The organism is Paenibacillus glycanilyticus NBRC 16618, from assembly GCF_004000805.1.
GTDB classification, from domain to species: domain Bacteria; phylum Bacillota; class Bacilli; order Paenibacillales; family Paenibacillaceae; genus Pristimantibacillus; species Pristimantibacillus glycanilyticus.
In genome coordinates this window covers 1-14,150 of record NZ_BILY01000002.1, presented here as the reverse complement: position 1 = coordinate 14,150, position 14,150 = coordinate 1, and the positions used below count along the sequence as shown (strand labels likewise).

Below are 14,150 nucleotides of genomic sequence, written 5' to 3'. Positions count from 1 at the left end.
GTCAGTTATAAGGAATAGCAGGACAGCAGCCCGCCGCATGGCGGGCTTTTTGCTAACTTAAGGGCATGTGTTATTTTAATAAGTAGCCACATTAATATATAGAAGGAGAATGGATGAGATGAAATCGTCGCTGCCTATCATTGTTCGCTCTACGGAAATTGACGTCAACGGCCATGTGAACAACGCAAAGTACCTGGAATATTTCGAATGGGGACGAGAGGAATGGTACGAGTTATGCGGGCTTCCTTATGAAGCCTTCGCCAGCATGAATATACAAACGGTTACCGTAAACATCAACGTAAACTATAGAAGCGAGTGCAGGCAAGGAGACCAATTAACGGTCACCTGCCAGCCTGAACGAATAGGCAATTCCAGCTACGTTCTGAAGCAGGAGATTAAGGACGAGCGCGGCGAAGTGCGGGCCGATGCCTTGGTTACGAGCGTAACGATGGATCAATCCACCCGCAAAAGCCGCGCGGTCCCGGACGAGCTTAGGAAGTTTTTCAAATCTCAGGAATAAACGGCCTCATTTTTCAGACCGCAGGTTTCCAGTACGCCCGTAAGAATCCCAATCATCTTCTCTACATCCTCGGCGGTTACGATAAGCGGCGGCATTAAGCGAATCGTGCGCGCATTTGGCGCATTCACAAGCAGACCGTTGTTCATGCACTGTTCGGCAAGGGCTGGGGCAGTTCCCTCGGGTACGTCAAAAGCAAGCAGCAGTCCTTTGCCGCGGACTTGACTGACCGCATAATTGTTAGCCAGCCCGTTCAGCTTCTCTTGAATAAAAGCCCCCTGTTTTGCCGCATTATCCGTTAGTCCCCGCTGCAGGATTTCGCTCACGACCGCATGGCCGGCCGCCATGCCAAGCGGCGCCGCGCTATAGGTGCCGCCTTGATCCCCCGGCTCGAACAGATCGTATTGCTCCGTAGTCAGCATCGCCGAAAGCGGGAATCCGCCGGCGATTCCTTTTGCGAGCGTCATCACGTCCGGCTTCACCCCGTAATGCTCGTAAGCAAACAGCTTTCCGGTTCTTCCGAGGCCGGTCTGTACTTCGTCGAAAATCAGCATAATGTCGTATACGTCGCAGGCTTTGCGCAAGGCTTGCAAATAAGGAGCATCCACCGAGTGGACGCCGCTTTCGCCTTGTACAAGCTCAAGCATAATCGCGCAGGTTTTATCGCTGATCGCGGCAAAGCAGGCGTCGAAGTCATTAATCGGCACATGCTTGAAGCCTGGGACCTTAGGCTCGAATAAATTCTCGAACGCCGGTTTGCCGGTTGCCGACATCGTGGCCAGCGTTCTGCCGTGGAAGCTGTTCGTCAACGTAATAATCTCGTAAGCTCCGTTCAGATGAAGGGCGCCGTGCTTCCGGGCAAGCTTGATCGCGCTTTCGTTCGCCTCGGCGCCGCTGCTTGCGAAGAAGACTTTGTCAAAGCCCGAAATCTCCGTAAGGAGGTTCGCGAACTCAATCATGGGCTTGTTATAGAATCCCGGACTAGCATGCACGAGTTGACCGCTTTGATGTGCGAGAGCCTCCTGCAATACGGCAGGGGAATGCCCAAGACTCGTCACCGCCCAACCCCCAATAAAGTCCAGATAAGCCTTGTCTTCGGTATCCCACATATACATGCCTTCCCCGCGGGTCATGACTACTTCAGGACGTTTAGCCGTATATAGGAGCGATTGCTTGGCGGATGCGAGCAAACCGTCGGTTGTTTTCGTTAACGATTGCATGAATGATCGAACCTCCATCTCTAACATGATGTGAATTAATATACAGTATAATGTATATTAATTCAATATCAGGACGAGCGATTTGCAAAAAGAATATTTTTCCTGCTTTTAAGCATGAGAAAAGGCCATCCCGCATAGGCGGGATGGCCTTACGTTTCCTTTATCCGATTGTAATCTTTCCTTCCGGGTGCCGGTAAAGCTCTTTGGACTGATTCGGAACCAGGGTATAAGCGAGGGTGAGCGGCCCCATCCTTCCGACAAACATAACGATAATGATTAAGATTTTCCCGATGTCGGTCAAATGCGGGGTTAACCCCATCGATAAGCCCGTCGTTCCGAAGGCGGAGGTAACCTCGAACATCACCGTCAGGAAATCCGTCTCCTCCGTAGCGGACAGAATCATCGTAAACAAGACGATGGTGGCAACGGATACGGCCGTAATCGTCAGGGCTTTGTGTACCCGGTCTTTTGCCAAACGTCGCTTGAAGAAGACGACATCCTCTTTCCCGCGGATCATGGCAATAACGGCTCCGATCAGAATGGCGAAAGTCGTGACCTTAATGCCGCCGCCCGCGGATCCCGGGGAGGCCCCGATAAACATCAGAATAATAAGCAGGAATTGGCTCGCATTGCGCATATCGGCGATATTCAGCGTATTCGCGCCGCCGGACCGCGGCGAGATCGACTGGAACAAGGAGCTGTACAGCTTGCCCGCAAAGCTAAGAGGCTCAAGCGTGTTGGTATATTCGAATATAAAGAGGAGAACCGCTCCTCCCAAGAACAAGAGGCCGGACGTATACAGCACAACCTTGGAGTGTAACGACAGCTTGCGTATCTTCGGATAGTCAATCACTTCGGCCAGAACGATAAAGCCGATCCCGCCAAGAAAAATAAGCAGCATCAGGACCGCGTTAATAATCGGATCGTCGACGTGATTGGTAAAGCTGTTAAAAGGACCATGAATCGGTCCCATTATATCGAGGCCTGCATTCGTGAACATGGATACGCTATGGAAGACGCCGTAATATAAGGCTTTGTCAAACGGCATCATAGCCGACCAGCGCAAGGTAAGGAGCAGGGCACCGGCGAATTCAATCGTAAACGCGTAGATCAGGACGCGGCGGATAAAACGGACAATCCCTTCAAGCGAGGTATGGCTCATCGATTCCTGCAGCCACAGCCGTTCCCGGAGCGAGATCCGTTTGCGGAAGGCGAGAGCGAATAAGGTGGCCATCGTCATAAAGCCAAGTCCGCCGACCTGCATCAGCATCAGGATGACAAGCTCGCCGAAGGCAGAGAAATGGGTCCCGGTATCGACAACGACAAGACCGGTTACGCAGGCCGCCGTTGTGGCGGTAAAGAAGGCATCGATAAAAGGCGTTTGCATGCCGTCTTCCGAAGCGTAGGGCAACGAAAGAAGGATAGAACCGATCATAATAATAACAATAAAACCTGCGGTCAGAATTTGCGGAGGACTGATTTTGGTTAGCATGGATTTCTTCAAGCCGTATATCACCTTTCATGGAAAGCCTAGGACTTATGCGAAAATTCTAAGTTCCCGACGTTATCTGGTATAATTAGTATAAAGCAAACGGTACAGGAGGACTACAGCTACTATGAAATCAAGATACATTGCGAGTTTGTCATTGGCCATTATGTTTATCGGCTTTATCGTAACCAGGTTGTGGCTGCCGGACAATTGGTGGACGCGGCTCCTCGAGAGCGGCTTTGAAGCCGGTCTTGTAGGGGGAATTGCGGATTGGTTTGCGGTTACTGCTTTGTTCCGTCATCCGTTCGGCATTCCGATTCCGCATACGTCCCTGCTGCTGAAGAACAGGGACAAAATCGTCAATTCTCTCATATCGGCGATGGAAAACGAGCTGCTGAACAAGGAAAGCATCAGCAAAAAGCTGAAGGAGCTCAAGCTGTTCAGAGGATTGGCATCGGGCATTACGGGACTGATCGGCAAGCGCAAATTGAGGGTTGGCATTCTGCGGTTCGCCCAGTCGTCGCTTGAAGAGGTTCCGCTCGAGAAGCTGAGCGCCAAAATTCAGGAGCTTGCCGTGGATTATATCCGCAAGCAGGATATCGTTCCGATCGTAGACAAGCTGATGGACAAATTCGTCTATGAAGGATGGGACGAGAAAGCATTGGATTTCGTTCTTGCACAAGGACAGGAATGGGTGAAGAAGCGGGAAACCGAGCAATTCTTCGGAAGACTGGCGCATAGCAAGATGGAAGAATTGCAGGTAGGAGGATTTATGGGCTTCGCCGTGCAAGCCTTTGTTGGCTTTATGAGTCCGGAGAAGCTGGGGCCGATCATTCAGGGCATGCTGCTCTCGAGTATCAAGGAGCTTGGCACGCCGGGCAATCCGAACAGGCAGAAGCTGCTGGATGAATTGAAGAAGCATGCTTTGGCCTTGTCTTCCAATGAAGAGCTGATGACCCGCTTGAAGGCTGGACTGGAGTCCGGCGCGGAGAGCGTTGGAGTGGAACGGTTTATCCATCTTCGTCTGGAAGAGCTCCGTCAGCTGCTGCTCGATAAGCTGGAGGAGGAATGCTTGAACGGGGGACGCATTCTCGTCAAAGCCTTCCGCTTCCTGGTCGAGCAGGCGAAGAGCAGAGAAGAGTTAATCCATCGCTGGGAACAGTCTATTCTGGCTTATTTGGTCAGCTGGATCGAGAAGAACCATTACCGGATTGGCGTGCTGGTGCGGGATAACGTCAACCAAATGGATGATCAGGCGCTCGTTCAAATGCTGGAGCAGAAGATCGGCAAGGACCTGCAGTGGATTAGGGTGAACGGCGCGGTGTGCGGCTTTATCGTCGGCATCATCCTTTCCTTCTTCTAATGAGGCCGTATTGGAGGATAAATAAGTGACCGTATTGCTGGTAAATGAAATGGCAAAATCCAAGTTCGATAACCGTAATGAGTGGCTGTTCACCGGCGTTACGGCAGAGATCCGGCCGGAAGACCGGATTGTTCTGCTGGGAGGCTCCGGCCAAGGGAAAAGCACGCTGCTCCGTATTCTTTCGCTGCTCGAGCCTTTCGATAAGGGCGACCTTCAATTGGATGGGCAGACATCCGCGGAATGCAAGCCGCAAAGCTGGCGCAAAAAGGTTACCTATGTGGCGCAGAAGCCGGTCATGCGAAGCGGCACGGTTGCTCACAATCTCCGTACGGTCAGCGAGCTGCATCATAAGCCTTTCGAAGAAGAACTGGCCCGCAGCTATATGGAGGCTGTTGGCTTAGGGAAGATGGATTGGGACAAGCAGGCTTCGGATCTCTCCGGCGGCGAGCAGCAGCGGCTTGCGCTTGTCCGTTCCCTGCTGCTTCATCCCGAGCTGCTGCTGCTTGATGAAATTACGTCTTCGTTAGATCCGGCAAGCAAGAGAGCCGTCGAGAAGCTTCTAATGGATTGGGCGGCTGGACAGGCCAATGGATTGGAGAGAGCATACCTGTGGATTACGCATGATCTGGATCAGGCACGCTTGATCAGCAATCAAGTCTGGTTTATGGCCGAAGGAAGGTTGCTTGAGAGGAGCGCTACAGAGGTGTTTTTCGAAAATCCGGCTACGGAACAGGCGGGCTTGTTTATACACAGCTTGCAGGAAACAGGGGGGGAGAAGCAATGAATAATATGGCCCTCCTATGCACCGTATGCTTTGTTGCGGTTGCGGCCTTAATCTCCATGAAACAGAAGCTTGGGCTGGAGAAGGAAATTCTGATCGGCACGATCCGGTCGGCGGTTCAACTGCTGTTTATCGGCTACGTTCTTCATTTCGTTTTCGAAACAAGCCATCCGGCTTTCATCATTATTATTATTTTATGCATGATTATGGTTGCCGCATGGAATGCGGGAGCCAAGGCGAAGCACGTCCGGGGGATCCGCAGCCGGATTGCTATAGCACTGGCCTGCACGGAAGGGGTAACGATGGCGATTCTGCTTGGCCTAAGCATTATAGATCCAACGCCGCAATATATCATACCTGTCAGCGGTATTATTATTGGAAGCTCGATGATCGTATGCGGCTTGCTCTTGAACCAGATGAAGAGGGAGATGGAGACCGCCAGGGGCGAGATGGAGATGCTTCTTGCCCTGGGGGCAACGGAAAAGCAGGCGGTCCACGGTTCCTTGCGCCGCTCTGTCAGAGCCAGCATGATTCCGACGTTAGACGGCATGAAGACGGTTGGACTGGTGCAGCTTCCCGGCATGATGACAGGGATGATTGTAGCGGGAGCGGATCCGATTGAAGCGGTCCGTTATCAGATCCTCATTATGTTCGTGCTGGCCTCCTCCGCGGCAATGACCGCAATGGTGCTCAGCTTGATCAGTTACCGCTTATGGTTTACGAAGGATGCCAGGCTGCTGCCTATGCTTCCGGAAGATAATTGAGGTTAAGAAAAAGAATTTGTAAATTATATTGAAAGTTGCGAACATGCGTTCTATAATTAGAGAGCGGCAATTCTTATAGAAGAAAAAAAGCCCGCCTTTTCCGTATCGGAAAAGACAAGCCGTAACCAAAACTACATTTATTCAGAAAGGGTCGCCGCCTGTTCCTCCAGGCTTATCCACTCCTGTGACCACTTCTCGATTTCCCTTACAACAGGCTCTAGTGCACGGCCCTTTTCCGTTAGGGAATATTCGATGCGGACAGGAATTTCCGGATAAACAACGCGGGTAACGATTCCTTCAGTCTCCAAATCCTTGAAACGTTCGGATAACAGCCTGCCGCTGATCGGAAGCGCGGCTTGAACAGCGCAGAAACGCTGCGGGCCGGCTAACAGCTGATAAATAATTAGGCCGATCCAACGTTTTCCAATGAGATCCATCCCTTTCTGCACGCGCGGACAAAGGTCAGATTGCTCCATAACGATCACCTCTGGTTCATTTCCATTCCATTATAGTCACATTGTTAAATGAATACAAGCAAACTTTTGTTAGGCTTGTAACTTGACGTCACTTCATTATGAAATTATAATTAGTTACTATTAGTAACGAAGAATTCTGATGAAGATATCCCTATTCCAGCCTACATGGGCGAATGCGAGGATGGACCAGCAGCCTGTTGCGCTATGGCTTCATTCTCAATATACTGGTATCTACTGCAAGAATTTGGTCAATTATTCGTGGTTTATTATTCAGCTAAAAAGAAGGTGCGGTAAACATGTCTAATGAACATATCTTATCGATATTGAAAAATAAAATTAAAACCATCGACAAAGGCGATCATGCGATCCATGTCGTAGGTCCAATCAAGCTTCCCGTCGAGCTGGACGGTGAAACCGTAACATTCCAATGGTACAGCTGGCTCCGCCGCGATATTCAAAAGAGCGAATCCGTGGAAGAGCTGATTACGGAGCTTAATCAAGTCCATTATGCGGACTTTCAGCAGTCGAGCGTTCTGGTATACGGCGACTTCGAGCATGAGGAGGAAGTGCTTATCCGCATGCACAGCATCTGTCATACCGGCGATATCTTCGGTAGCCAGCGCTGCGACTGCGGCTTCCAGCTGAAGCAGTCGATGCGGATGATTATGGCCCACGGAGCAGGCGCATTGTTCTATCTGGCCAACCATGAGGGACGCGGTATCGGACTATTCAGCAAAGCGATGGCTTACCTGCTCCAAGAGGAAGGCCTTGATACGGTAGATGCCAATCTTGAGCTTGGTTTTGCCGAGGACGCTCGTGACTACAGCGAAGCTATTGACGTATTGAAGCTTCTTCGCCAAGCGCCGGTATCCATCATTACGAACAATCCGCGCAAGGTGGAAGCCCTTCGCGACGCGGGGATGAACATCACCTCCCGCGTGCCGTTATGGGGAGAGGCATCCGTTCATAACGAGAAGTATTTAACTACCAAGGTCGCCCGTTCCGGTCATTTCGAACGGGAGTTGGCGGTAAAATAAGGAACAGGCCGAGTAGTCGGCCTGTTTTTTTTGCGCAATGACCGAAACCAATCGATCTATCCTGTCGTCTAATGGATATGCTCAATCTGGCATACACTATATGGAACGGAAGGTTGGGTGTAAATGAACTCTCGTCTAAAACAATTCTTATATAGACTATTTACCGTCTGCATCGTGATCGGATTAATGGGGTGCAGCAAAGGGGAACCAAATGATAATGCCGCCCGGGCTGACCGGGCTGTCAAGCAACCCGCAACCACGGAAGCCGTTGAGAAAAGCTCTGAGCAGGATGCTCTCATACATAAATTCAAGACGGTGGTCAGCACGGCGAAGGAAGCTTCCGATATCGTATCCTTTCTGAACGAGAATTTGAACAAAGCGGGGCAGAATAATGCGGACCAGATGGTTAGGGAGCTTTACGCCTTTTACGCGAAGGATCTGCCGACCTCCCAGGAAGCTTTTTTTGGCGATAATGTTCAAAATGTGCTGACGGAAATGGACTGGCCGATCACCTCGGCGAACGCGGCGTCCATTACCGACGAAGCGGTCAGGCAGCTTGTGGTGACCAAGCTGTCCGGCGGTTACAAGCTGGTATGGGTAGAAGGCACCATCTATCCGATTGTAGACTATAGCAACCAGCAGAAATACAGCATGTATCTGTCCAAGCCGTTAAACAGCTATATCGCTTTGAAAGCCGCGGAATCCGACGAACCGGCTGCCATGGATGCCGGGCTTGTTATTTCGTGGAACGAATTAGCGAGCAGAGCGGTGATGGCCGAGACCTTTCTGAAGCAGTATGCGGATTCCCCGGAATACACGGAGGTTGAGAGCATCTATCTGGATACTTATTTGAGAATGTATATAAACGGACTTTCGAATACGCCAATTTTCGATTCAAACCATTTGAAGATAATACCGGAAGTGAAAGCAAGTTATAAGAAAGTGGCGGCTGAAAATCCTGATACCGTTACCGGCATTATGGCGAACCGGTTTTTGGAAATATTGGCGAAGTCGGATGATGTCGGCATGATGCGCGGGCCTGCTGGTACGCAGCTGCTGCCAGAGGTGAAGAAATTCCAGAAAAACTACCGCCAGACGGCTTTAAACCTGTTGAAGGAAGCCTAGAGCGCATCCAAAAAACGACAAAATTATTTTGCGTTCCGCATCTATTTCAAGTATGATTGGATGTAACATAAACGAACCAGAAGGAGTAGGACATGAACTCGAAAACTAGCCATTGTAAAATTGTCGATTGTACGATCCGCGACGGCGGACTTGTGAACAACTGGGATTTCAGCGTTGAATTCGTTCAACATCTCTATAATACATTGAACGAAGCCGGCGTAGACTATATGGAAATCGGCTACAAAAACTCGCCAAAGCTGCTGAAAGGCGCCGATTCGGCTGGTCCTTGGCGTTTCCTGGATGACAACTTCCTGAAGCAAGTCATCCCTAACAAAGGCAATACCAAGCTGTCTGCTCTTGTCGATATCGGCCGCGTAGACGAGAATGACATTCTGCCGCGCAGCGAGAGCCTTCTTGACCTCATCCGCGTAGCCTGCTACATCCAGGATGTAGATAAGGCTCTGCAATTGGTTCAACTGTTCCATGAACGCGGATACGAAACTACTCTTAACATCATGGCACTCTCCAACGTGATGGAGAATCAGCTGATCGATGCCTTTGAACTGATCAAGGAAAGCGTAGTGGACGTTGTCTACATCGTAGACTCGTACGGCAGCCTGAAGCCTAACGATTACAGCTACCTGATTGAGAAATTCCAGCATCATCTGCCTAACAAACGCCTTGGTATTCATACGCATAACAACATGCAGCTTGCATTCGCAAACACGCTGCTTGCCGCCGAAAAAGGCGTAGAGCTGCTTGATGCTTCCGTATACGGCATGGGCCGCGCTGCAGGCAACTGCAACACGGAGCTGCTTGTCGCTAACCTGCAAAACGCGAAATACAATGTGCGTCCGGTTCTCGACATGATCGAGAAATACATGATTCCTCTCCGCGAGAAGGAAGAGTGGGGCTACATTATCCCTTACATGATCACAGGCATGCTGGATGAGCATCCACGCTCGGCGATGGCGCTTCGTGATTCCGAAGACAAAGATAAATGCGTTGACTTCTACGATCGTTTGACGACTCCGGAAGTTGCTCATAGCAAATAATGGTGGGGCTGCCTTGGTTTAAGGCAGCCTTTGTTTTTTAGGGATGAGTGCATGCTCAGGTTGGATCATGCTGCGCTGCGTGTTGCTCAGGTCGGGAATGGATCTTCTTCCAGCTGCTGTTGTTCCTCTGAATATTGAACTTACTCATCTGATGAGTATTCAGAGGAACAAAGGCAGGCGCTACGCTCTTCCAGAAGATACATTCCCTCTCTTCGCTCACTCCGCGTGCTTCCCAACCTTCGCACTGTTCCCACAAAGGGGCTGCCTTAAAAATAGGCAGCCCCTTTGTGGTGGGGGCGAGGAGGCGCCTGGTGGATTCCAGGCGCCGTGCCGGGACAAAAAACATATAGTGCGACTTGTGGAAAAAGTTTGATTTTCCGTGCCTGAAGGATAAAGAAAATCATAACCGACTAGGCGCTAATGAAACGTAGTATCGTTATTTGAGCTAAATTGTCGGCTTTGAAAATCTAACGAAACTACATAGCGTTATTTGCTTATTTCGAGGGGAATGGAAGGGCAAAACGGGTGAATAGCGATACCAGGTTTCGTTAGAACGTCAGGAGCGGGTATTTTGAGTAAATAAGGTTACCTAGTTTCGTTAGAGTTGTAGAGTGAGGCGCGCGGGGCAGCTTTGGGGGAGTGAGGAGCTCAGTCGGGCGTGTTAGCTAAAAGCACAAAGCACTAAAGCTTGAGTAGAAAAGTGCGAAAAGACAATAGGAAAGGAGCTGCCGGCTATGACAGCTCCTTTCTGGTGCAACAGGGATCTTAAAGTGTTTTTTTCATGGTTACGTGAGGGATGCCCTCTTCCAGGAATACGTCGGAGACGGTGTGGTAGCCCAGCTTGGAGTAGAAGGCTTCCGCATGCGTCTGGCCATTAAGCTTTGCTTCCTTGAGTCCGTCTTCGCGGGCAACCGACTCAAGTGCTTCCACAACGGCGCGGCCGAGTCCGTATTTACGGTGGGAGGCAAGGACGCAAATGCGCTGCAGCTTTGCTACGCCGTCAACTACCCTTACGCGGCCAGCGGCTACGGGCTCATTGTTGTAAAGGACCAATACATGCTTGGACGATTCTTCGAATTCATCGTATTCGTTCTCGGCCGGCACGCCTTGCTCGTCCACAAAAACTTTTTTGCGGATGTCGTAAACCGCCTTCAGATCTTGTTCATTGGCAACCAATCTTGAAGTAATTGTCATGTTGTTCTCGTTCTCCTTCCCTATGTACAAGAGACTAGGATTGGCGCAGCTCGCCGTCGCCCCGGATCGCTGCGGCCTGATGCGGCTCGTTCGGGTGCAAATAGGCGGTCCCGTTAAAGGCTCGTCCGTCAGTTGCCGTTGCGTATAATTCGACCCGGATATCCTCGCTTTGTCCAAACCATTGAAGCAGTTCGGTATCTTTTACTCCGTTAACATCCACATACCATAGCTTTGATCCGTAATCCGACACTAGCACAAGCTCAGCGGATCGGAACAGAAGCTCCTTCATCTGCTGCCGGTATACAATCTCAATGTTCTTAAGTTGAATAGTTTCCATTATTGCAGCCCTCCATGAACTGGCATAAAACGGCCCGATCTTCAGCCGGGATGCCTGCTTCTGATTGTAATGTTGATTGCCGGTTAATGCAACAATCCCCCTGTTGCCTTCGTCTATTTAGAAAATAAAGGGGGTTATGGAAAATGATTAAAATCCAAACGGAAAACAAGCTCATGTCCATGATCGTTACAATGCTTGTTATGTTGCTTATTCTGGCCGGCTGTTCGTCAAGCCGGAACGATAACGCCGCTGACCGGGCGGCTCCGGATCGCGGGACGGATAGCAGTAAAGCCGAATCTTCAGCGGATGACCGGGGGAACCGGGTTGAGAATAGGGCTGAAGAATCTGAATCCCACCGGGAAGAGATACGCCGGCAAGGACGGACCGACGCGCCTATCCAGGCAGGTCAGCTGACAGCCGGCGAGTGGGATGATCTTGCCGCATGGGACCGGTTCAATAATTTGCTCAATAGTTATGAAGGCAGCGACAGCTCCGCGCATTGGGGCTTTGAATATTTTAACCGGCTGGAAGTATCGGTGACGTCTGACGGCCGGGCTGTGTCCGATGCAAGGGTAAGGCTTATCGGTCAGCAGAATCAGACGGTCTGGGAAGCCAAGACAAATGCCGAGGGCAAGGCATACGTGTTCGCTGGAATGTTTAAGGATAACGAGCAGCCTTATCAGAGAACGCGTTATTCGGTTGAGGTAATGGCCGACCAGCAGAAGAAAAAGGTATCGAACATCGAGGTGCCCGGTCAGGGAGCCTTGAAGGTAGATCTGGATGGGGAGCTGCCGGAATCTAATCAGGTAGACGTCATGTTCGTGATGGATACAACCGGCTCCATGCAGGATGAGATGGATTATTTGGAAGCCGAGCTGAAGGATGTGATCACCCGAGTGGGCGAGAAGCATGCCAATCAGCTGGATATCCGGATGAGCACGAATTTTTACCGGGATACTCATGATGATTATGTGGTGAAGGCGAATCCTTTTACAGCCAATATCGATCAGGCGGTAAAGCTTATTGCCATGCAAAAAGCGCAGGGCGGCGGGGATTATCCGGAAGCGGTGGAGCAGGCATTGCGCAATGCGGTCAGCGATCATAAATGGAGCGAGAACGCGCGGGCAAGGCTTCTGTTCCTTGTGCTGGACGCGCCGCCTCATCATGAAACGCAGATCATGCAGGAAATGCATAGCGTATTGGCGGAAGCGGCTAAGGCAGGGATTCGCATTATTCCGGTTGCCTCAAGCGGCATTGATGTGGATACGGAATATTTGCTCAGGTTTGCCGCGGTTGCAACCGGAGGCACCTATTTGTTCCTGACCGACGACAGCGGCATCGGCAGCGATCATCTGGAACCGGCGGTAGGCGAATACGAGACAAAGCTGTTAAATGATCTGTTGGTTGAAGTCATTAACCGGTATGTTCAATAGGTAAAGGATAAAGCCTCTGACGGTCCGTTTAGACGGGATAAGGGTTGTCTTCGTTGTAAAAACAAGAGTTGTCCGGATAAACGGGCAGCTCTTTTTTCTGACTATAGGATGGTAGGTATCGCGGATTTCTTTTACAATGGGGAAAAAGAACAGAGCCGGAGGTGCTGATCATGTCTGTTCACGTAACGCCGCTTGGCGACCGCGCGCTTGTCCTCCAACAGGATACGCAGGGAGCGGACGGCTGGAAGCAGATGGCCGACCTTGCATGGACATTGAAGCAGCAAGCCGAAGCGTGGGTAATTGATATTGTACCGGCTTACGAGACGGTTACCGTCCTGTATGACCCTGCCAAGCTGTGGCGGGAGATTGAGCAAGGGCCGGAGGCTGCCGTTCTGCTGCCGTATCAGCTCGCGGAACGGAAGCTGCGCGATTTGATCGAGAATGGAAAAGCAGCCTCGGAACGAGGAGGAAAAGGCCGCAGATTCGATCTTCCCGTGTATTACGGAGGCCAATACGGTCCGGATCTAGAAGAGTCGGCCGAACGTTCGGGGCTGACGGCGGCGGAGTTCGTCGAGGAGCATTCGAGGGTGGAGTATACCGTGGCGATGATTGGGTTTATGCCGGGCTTTCCGTATATAAGCGGGCTTCCGGAGAACCTGGAGCAGCCGCGAAAGGCCGTGCCGCGTGCTATTGTCCCTGCGGGGTCTGTGGCAATTGCCGGAAAACAAACCGGGATTTATCCGCTTGCTTCGCCCGGGGGATGGCAGATCGTCGGCTACACGCCGATCCATATGTTTGACAAGGAACGAAGCGAGCCTGTGCTGCTTCGGGCAGGCGACCGCGTCCGATTTATTCCCGTTTCCGGAGGTGACTTCCGCTAATGACGGATCGAAGCATAACCGGGAGTACCGCGATAAAAAGCGAAGCGGAGAGCTTCAGTGGATTAAAGGTATTGAAACCCGGCCTCTCGACCACGATTCAGGATTTGGGCAGGGAGGGCTACCGTTCTTCGGGCATTGCTGCCGGAGGGGCGATGGACCGGTATGCCCTGCGGATGGCCAATCTTCTAGTGGGCAATGAGGAAGGGGAAGCGGGACTTGAGGTAACGCTTGTTGGGCCGGAGCTGAGGGTGGATACGGATCTTCTCATTTCCGTTTGCGGCGCCTATCTGGAGCCAACCATAGACGGGGAAGAGCTGCCGATGTGGCGGCCGGTCTTTGTTCCGCGCGGCGCGGTGCTTCGCTTTGGCCGCGCGGTAAGCGGCTGCCGCGCCTACGTGGCGGCAGCGGGGGGCTTCGGCGTGCCGCGCGAGCTTGGCAGCCGCAGCACGGATGCGCGCGCCGCGTTGGGCGGGCTCGC

General features: G+C 51.4%; 15 protein-coding genes. 10 read left to right on the top strand and 5 right to left on the bottom strand.

From position 1 onward, the window contains the following. The first annotated feature begins 118 nt into the window (after positions 1-118). Complete coding sequence (locus tag PGL01S_RS01370; RefSeq protein ID WP_127490782.1) at positions 119-520, top strand: acyl-CoA thioesterase; 402 nt, start codon at positions 119-121, stop codon at positions 518-520. Here the strand turns inward: PGL01S_RS01370 and PGL01S_RS01365 are convergent. Beyond that, positions 511-1,737, bottom strand: a complete 1,227-nt coding sequence (locus PGL01S_RS01365; RefSeq protein WP_127490781.1) for an aspartate aminotransferase family protein — start codon at positions 1,735-1,737, stop codon at positions 511-513. The genes PGL01S_RS01370 and PGL01S_RS01365 overlap by 10 nt on opposite strands. Before the next feature lie 160 nt (positions 1,738-1,897). Next, positions 1,898-3,229: a TrkH family potassium uptake protein gene (locus tag PGL01S_RS01360; protein ID WP_127491075.1), complete on the bottom strand. Its 1,332-nt coding sequence runs from the start codon at positions 3,227-3,229 to the stop codon at positions 1,898-1,900. 124 nt (positions 3,230-3,353) lie between these two features. Between PGL01S_RS01360 and PGL01S_RS01355 the strand changes: the two genes are divergently transcribed. From PGL01S_RS01355 to PGL01S_RS01345, 3 genes are read left to right on the top strand one after another with little or no spacing between them, the layout of a single operon-like run. Then, positions 3,354-4,589, top strand: a complete 1,236-nt coding sequence (locus PGL01S_RS01355; RefSeq protein WP_127490780.1) for a DUF445 domain-containing protein — start codon at positions 3,354-3,356, stop codon at positions 4,587-4,589. Between the two features lie 25 nt (positions 4,590-4,614). Next, positions 4,615-5,373 carry an ABC transporter ATP-binding protein gene (locus PGL01S_RS01350; RefSeq protein WP_244935480.1) on the top strand — a complete coding sequence of 253 codons (759 nt, stop codon included), beginning with the start codon at positions 4,615-4,617 and terminating at the stop codon, positions 5,371-5,373. Beyond that, positions 5,370-6,134 (top strand): ABC transporter permease, encoded by a 765-nt coding sequence (locus PGL01S_RS01345; RefSeq protein ID WP_127490779.1) that lies wholly within the window; start codon positions 5,370-5,372, stop codon positions 6,132-6,134. Before PGL01S_RS01350 ends, PGL01S_RS01345 begins: the two co-directional genes overlap by 4 nt. A gap of 137 nt (positions 6,135-6,271) precedes the next feature. Here PGL01S_RS01345 and PGL01S_RS01340 read toward each other — a convergent pair whose 3' ends face one another. Beyond that, on the bottom strand, positions 6,272-6,610 hold the full coding sequence (locus PGL01S_RS01340) for a winged helix-turn-helix transcriptional regulator (protein WP_127490778.1): 339 nt from the start codon (positions 6,608-6,610) through the stop codon (positions 6,272-6,274). Between the two features lie 296 nt (positions 6,611-6,906). Here PGL01S_RS01340 and PGL01S_RS01335 point away from each other — a divergent pair, with 296 nt between their 5' ends. The 3 genes from PGL01S_RS01335 to PGL01S_RS01325 all read left to right on the top strand — a co-directional run bounded on the left by PGL01S_RS01335 (position 6,907) and on the right by PGL01S_RS01325 (position 9,827). After that, positions 6,907-7,647 carry a GTP cyclohydrolase II gene (locus tag PGL01S_RS01335; protein WP_127490777.1) on the top strand — a complete coding sequence of 247 codons (741 nt, stop codon included), beginning with the start codon at positions 6,907-6,909 and terminating at the stop codon, positions 7,645-7,647. A 123-nt stretch (positions 7,648-7,770) separates the two neighbouring features. Continuing rightward, positions 7,771-8,772 (top strand): hypothetical protein, encoded by a 1,002-nt coding sequence (locus tag PGL01S_RS01330; protein ID WP_127490776.1) that lies wholly within the window; start codon positions 7,771-7,773, stop codon positions 8,770-8,772. Between the two features lie 92 nt (positions 8,773-8,864). After that, the gene (locus PGL01S_RS01325; RefSeq protein WP_116393901.1) at positions 8,865-9,827 is read left to right on the top strand and encodes an aldolase catalytic domain-containing protein; all 963 of its coding nucleotides are present in this window, start codon (positions 8,865-8,867) and stop codon (positions 9,825-9,827) included. Between the two features lie 765 nt (positions 9,828-10,592). On the opposite strand, the gene PGL01S_RS01320 is transcribed toward PGL01S_RS01325, so the two are convergent. Both PGL01S_RS01320 and PGL01S_RS01315 read right to left on the bottom strand, forming a co-directional pair. After that, on the bottom strand, positions 10,593-11,021 hold the full coding sequence (locus PGL01S_RS01320; RefSeq protein ID WP_127490775.1) for a GNAT family N-acetyltransferase: 429 nt from the start codon (positions 11,019-11,021) through the stop codon (positions 10,593-10,595). Between the two features lie 34 nt (positions 11,022-11,055). Continuing rightward, positions 11,056-11,358, bottom strand: a complete 303-nt coding sequence (locus tag PGL01S_RS01315; protein ID WP_127490774.1) for a hypothetical protein — start codon at positions 11,356-11,358, stop codon at positions 11,056-11,058. A 143-nt stretch (positions 11,359-11,501) separates the two neighbouring features. On the opposite strand from PGL01S_RS01315, the gene PGL01S_RS01310 reads away from it, so the two are divergent. The 3 genes from PGL01S_RS01310 to PGL01S_RS01300 all read left to right on the top strand — a co-directional run. After that, the gene (locus PGL01S_RS01310) at positions 11,502-12,791 is read left to right on the top strand and encodes a VWA domain-containing protein (RefSeq protein WP_127490773.1); all 1,290 of its coding nucleotides are present in this window, start codon (positions 11,502-11,504) and stop codon (positions 12,789-12,791) included. Positions 12,792-12,961: 170 nt separating this feature from the next. Further along, entirely contained in the window at positions 12,962-13,672 is a 711-nt protein-coding gene (gene pxpB, locus PGL01S_RS01305) for a 5-oxoprolinase subunit PxpB (protein WP_127490772.1), read from the top strand. Continuing rightward, on the top strand, positions 13,672-14,150 hold a 479-nt coding region (locus tag PGL01S_RS01300), incomplete at its 3' end, for a 5-oxoprolinase subunit C family protein (protein ID WP_373864142.1). The genes pxpB and PGL01S_RS01300, both read left to right, overlap by 1 nt.

Coding starts and splice junctions, on each gene's coding strand:
- PGL01S_RS01370 (WP_127490782.1), top strand. CDS start 119: ATGAAATCGTCGCTGCCTATCATTGTTCGCTCTACGGAAATTGACGTC.
- PGL01S_RS01365 (WP_127490781.1), bottom strand. CDS start 1,737: ATGCAATCGTTAACGAAAACAACCGACGGTTTGCTCGCATCCGCCAAG.
- PGL01S_RS01360 (WP_127491075.1), bottom strand. CDS start 3,229: ATGCTAACCAAAATCAGTCCTCCGCAAATTCTGACCGCAGGTTTTATT.
- PGL01S_RS01355 (WP_127490780.1), top strand. CDS start 3,354: ATGAAATCAAGATACATTGCGAGTTTGTCATTGGCCATTATGTTTATC.
- PGL01S_RS01345 (WP_127490779.1), top strand. CDS start 5,370: ATGAATAATATGGCCCTCCTATGCACCGTATGCTTTGTTGCGGTTGCG.
- PGL01S_RS01340 (WP_127490778.1), bottom strand. CDS start 6,610: ATGGAGCAATCTGACCTTTGTCCGCGCGTGCAGAAAGGGATGGATCTC.
- PGL01S_RS01335 (WP_127490777.1), top strand. CDS start 6,907: ATGTCTAATGAACATATCTTATCGATATTGAAAAATAAAATTAAAACC.
- PGL01S_RS01330 (WP_127490776.1), top strand. CDS start 7,771: ATGAACTCTCGTCTAAAACAATTCTTATATAGACTATTTACCGTCTGC.
- PGL01S_RS01325 (WP_116393901.1), top strand. CDS start 8,865: ATGAACTCGAAAACTAGCCATTGTAAAATTGTCGATTGTACGATCCGC.
- PGL01S_RS01320 (WP_127490775.1), bottom strand. CDS start 11,021: ATGACAATTACTTCAAGATTGGTTGCCAATGAACAAGATCTGAAGGCG.
- PGL01S_RS01315 (WP_127490774.1), bottom strand. CDS start 11,358: ATGGAAACTATTCAACTTAAGAACATTGAGATTGTATACCGGCAGCAG.
- PGL01S_RS01310 (WP_127490773.1), top strand. CDS start 11,502: ATGATTAAAATCCAAACGGAAAACAAGCTCATGTCCATGATCGTTACA.
- pxpB (WP_127490772.1), top strand. CDS start 12,962: ATGTCTGTTCACGTAACGCCGCTTGGCGACCGCGCGCTTGTCCTCCAA.